3 protein-coding genes and 1 pseudogene are annotated in these 3,633 nt (G+C 46.4%); 3 read left to right on the top strand and 1 reads right to left on the bottom strand.

The window, feature by feature from the left end; translation table 11 throughout:
• Nucleotides 1-114 (bottom strand): annotated as a pseudogene (locus tag AB7U36_RS20700) (IS982 family transposase); the annotation flags it as partial.
• Nucleotides 115-323: 209 nt separating this feature from the next.
• On the opposite strand from AB7U36_RS20700, the gene AB7U36_RS20695 reads away from it, so the two are divergent.
• The 3 genes from AB7U36_RS20695 to AB7U36_RS20685 all read left to right on the top strand — a co-directional run.
• Nucleotides 324-2,327, top strand: coding sequence for a SpoIIE family protein phosphatase (locus AB7U36_RS20695; protein ID WP_428161520.1), 2,004 nt, complete (start codon nucleotides 324-326; stop codon nucleotides 2,325-2,327).
• A gap of 14 nt (nucleotides 2,328-2,341) precedes the next feature.
• The gene (locus AB7U36_RS20690; RefSeq protein WP_428161519.1) at nucleotides 2,342-3,433 is read left to right on the top strand and encodes an alanine racemase; all 1,092 of its coding nucleotides are present in this window, start codon (nucleotides 2,342-2,344) and stop codon (nucleotides 3,431-3,433) included.
• A partial coding sequence (locus AB7U36_RS20685; RefSeq protein WP_428161518.1) for a hypothetical protein occupies nucleotides 3,430-3,633 on the top strand: 204 nt, incomplete at its 3' end. The genes AB7U36_RS20690 and AB7U36_RS20685, both read left to right, overlap by 4 nt.

Genomic DNA, 3,633 nt, shown 5'->3' with positions numbered 1-3,633 from the left:
GGATAGCGAAGGAGGAAAACCCCGACTGCGTAATTTCATACCCCGGGAAATTTCTTTCAAAGAATCATCTGTCCGACAATATATTTCAATTATAAAATCTTCTATTGACAACATAACTCTATCCTCCATGTCTGATATTATCAATGCCTATCGGGAATATAATCATGTTGTCAAAAAAAGTTGCACATCACGTGATTTTATAAAATTATATGGACCTGCGGGCCGACTGTGGTATAGGCTAACCGTGTTGAATGTAAAATATGAATTCTGTTTACGATGACAGCCGTAACAGTTTAGATAGATGAGGAGTGATCAAAGCCGCAATGTTCTCAACCATTAAGGGAAAAATTTTATTTGCTGTTATTTTGGTCATGGTGATATCTACCCTGGTTAACATCTTTTCCACCCACCGGGATGTGGGTAACGCCATGCTGACGGCCCAGCAGGATTCCGCGTTGAACATTCTGCACTCCCTGGATTTGATTATTGAAGCAGATTACCGCAACCTTTTGAAGGAAAAACGGGCACTGACCCTTTTAAAACGCAGCCAGTTAAAGAACACGGCCGAGGTTATCGCATCGGTATTTGAAGGCTTTGCCGCAAAGGGTGAATCACAGGAGACAAACGGACTTAAAAACGCACTGTCCTGGATTGAAACAGCTCCCTTTGATAATGTCAAGCATTACATCATTGATGCACAATCCAATATAATAGCATCGTCCAATGCGCAGGTAACCGCCCTTTCTTTAAAATCATTAATGGATGTCAAACACAGGAACCTATCCCAGGTCATGCAGTTTGATCACTTAACCCCAAGAGGGGACTTTGCTGCGTTCAACTTTGACCAGAGCCAGGAAAACGCATCGGTGCTTGCCTATTTCAAACCATTTACACCCTGGTCACTAACCATCGGCGTCTCCGTGGATATCAGCCAGCTCCAGGCCCTGGCGGAAAAACAGAAAGAACAGATCATCCTCTCTTTGACAGATTATACCCAAAGTCTGAAAATCGCTGACAGCGGCTTTGTCTATATTTTTGATGAATCAGGTGCCGCACTGATTCCGCAGTTGGCAAGTGCGTCTCAGGCCATGGGTACCCGGGTCAATCGAATCACCGGTAATATGATAAATGACGATATCCGTCAAAACGCATCTGCTGAATTTTCACACTTTCATTATCTGCCTGACATGCCCGATAAAAATGCAAAAAAAATGATCGCCTATTGTTATTATTTCAAACCCTTTAAATGGTATATCAGTGTCATCATTCCTTTGCAGGAGATCAAACTGCCGGCCCAGCGTCTGGTTATCCGGCAGAGCCTGATCATCGTAATGATGTTCATGGCCGGTCTTGTGGCCATTATTCTGGTAGTCAGCCGGATCGCTACGCCCTTGCAACGCCTGTCATCCTATGCCAGAGAAATTCCAAAACTCAATTTTACCACCCCCATGGAAAAGGCAACGCCGGTGGATGACCTGGCTGAAAATCACAAAGATGAGGTGGGAGACCTGGCTGCGTCATTTATCCTTATGCGCCACGAACTAAGCCGGAACATCCAGGATTTGATCAACATCACCTCAGACAGACAGCGGATTAAAAGTGAACTGGGGATTGCCAGGGAAATCCAGTTGGGCATGGTGCCGAAAACCTTTCCGGGGCTGCTTGAATTTGATGATATAGATCTGTATGCCACGTTGCAGCCGGCCAAGGAAATCGGTGGAGATCTTTATGATTTTTTCCGGCTTGATGACGAGCATGTTGTTTTTACTTTAGGTGATGTTTCCCACAAAGGTGTTCCTGCAGCCCTGTTCATGGTGGTCACCCGGACCCTTATCCGAGTATTCAGCGGCAAGGATGTATCACCTGCCCGGATGATGACCAGTATCAACAATGTATTAAGCTCCGACAATCCCCGTTCCATGTTTGTTACCCTTATCATCGGGATTTTGAATATTCAAACAGGCCGGATTGTCTATGCCAATGGCGGACACAACCCGCCCATTATTATCAACCATGACGGGGCCCATTTTATAGAAGAAAAAAAAGAAACCCTTGTCGGTGCCATGCCGGGCATGATTTATTCGCACAACACCTTAACCCTTAATAATGGACAGGGTTTTATGTTATATACGGATGGGGTTAACGAGGCAATGAACACAGACGGGGAGCAATTTTCAAATCAACGGATGATTGATGAAGTGTCAAAAGACAGGGCTCTGCCGTCGGAAAAAATAGTGCATAATCTTTTAGATCGCATTCGGGAACATGCCGATTCTGCGCCCCAGTCCGATGATATTGCCATCCTGATAATCAAATTCCGGAAATAAAATTTAACATCATTATGAGTCAATTAATCCTGAATCTGGACAGACTGCGTCACAATATCCGTTTTTTGTCCGGGTACTGCAGGGAACATCACCTGGGTATCACCGGAATTATCAAAGACCCATGTGCAGACCAGAAGATGATCAGTCAGATGTTGGACTTAGGTTTTGAAAACATCGGATTATCCCGGGTGCCTCACGGTCCAAGGGCAAAACCTGTCTTCCCCAGGCGGCCCATATATATTGCCCTGCCCTCAATCCATGAACTTCCTGCCATTGTCCAGTGCTTCGGCACAAGTTTCAACTCTGAACTGGCCGTTATTCAACAACTCAACCAAACGGCCATTGCCATGAACTGCCCCCACAGCATTCTTTTGATGGTGGATACCGGAGACTTGAGAGAAGGTGTTATGCCGGATCAGGTGCTGGATACCGTACGCAAAATTCACCAGATCAAGCCCCGGGGCATTAAATTTGCCGGCATCGGCACCAACCTGGGGTGTTGTGCCGGAACCGTACCGGATGAATACAACCTTGGTATCATGGCCCACCTGGCTGATCAGATTGAATCCAAACTCGACATTAAGGTTAACACCGTCTCGGTGGGCGGCTCCGTACTGCTCAAATGGATGGAGCACAAGCGCCTTCCCGACCGGATCAACAATATACGATTGGGAGAATCCGTGTTCCTGGGCACCATTCCCACAATAAATCAGGTACACCCGAATCTGGATACCCGGGTGGTCACATTCAGAAGCGATATACTTGAAATAAAAGAAAAGCGAGTGACGCCACCCCAGTTGTGCGGAAAGGATGCTTTGGGCTGCCAACCCCGATTTCCCCGCCGGGGCCTGCGCAAACGCGCCATTCTCAATTTCGGCATCTGCGACACTTACCCATCAGGATTGACTCCTTTAATCCCGGGCATGGAAATTGTTTCCGTAAATTCCAATTATACCCTGGCAGACATCACGGATTGCCCTCATCGCTTGAAAGTGGGAGATTTTGTTGATTTCACAATGAACTACCAGGCCTTTCTCCAAAGCTTTATATCCCCATTTACCCGGATCCGTTACCAGGAAGAAACTGACAGCACACCTGTTTTATGAGCCATTTGACGAAAAACAGATCACGGATGCGCTTGTTTTCAGGTGCCTTTATCATGCTGGTGCTCGCGTTAGCCTTCAATATTCTTTTAACATCAGCCACCCTTGAAAAACTGTATGTGGAAACCTTTATTTCCAAAAATAACGTGGTGGCAAAGGACCTCCAGCGCAACCTGGAAACGGCGCTTCGATTCGGCAAACGC

The sequence above is a fragment of the Desulfobacter sp. genome, from assembly GCF_050177295.1.
This window is presented reverse-complemented; position numbering and strand designations above follow the sequence as displayed.

Coding starts and splice junctions, on each gene's coding strand:
- AB7U36_RS20695 (WP_428161520.1), top strand. CDS start 324: ATGTTCTCAACCATTAAGGGAAAAATTTTATTTGCTGTTATTTTGGTC.
- AB7U36_RS20690 (WP_428161519.1), top strand. CDS start 2,342: ATGAGTCAATTAATCCTGAATCTGGACAGACTGCGTCACAATATCCGT.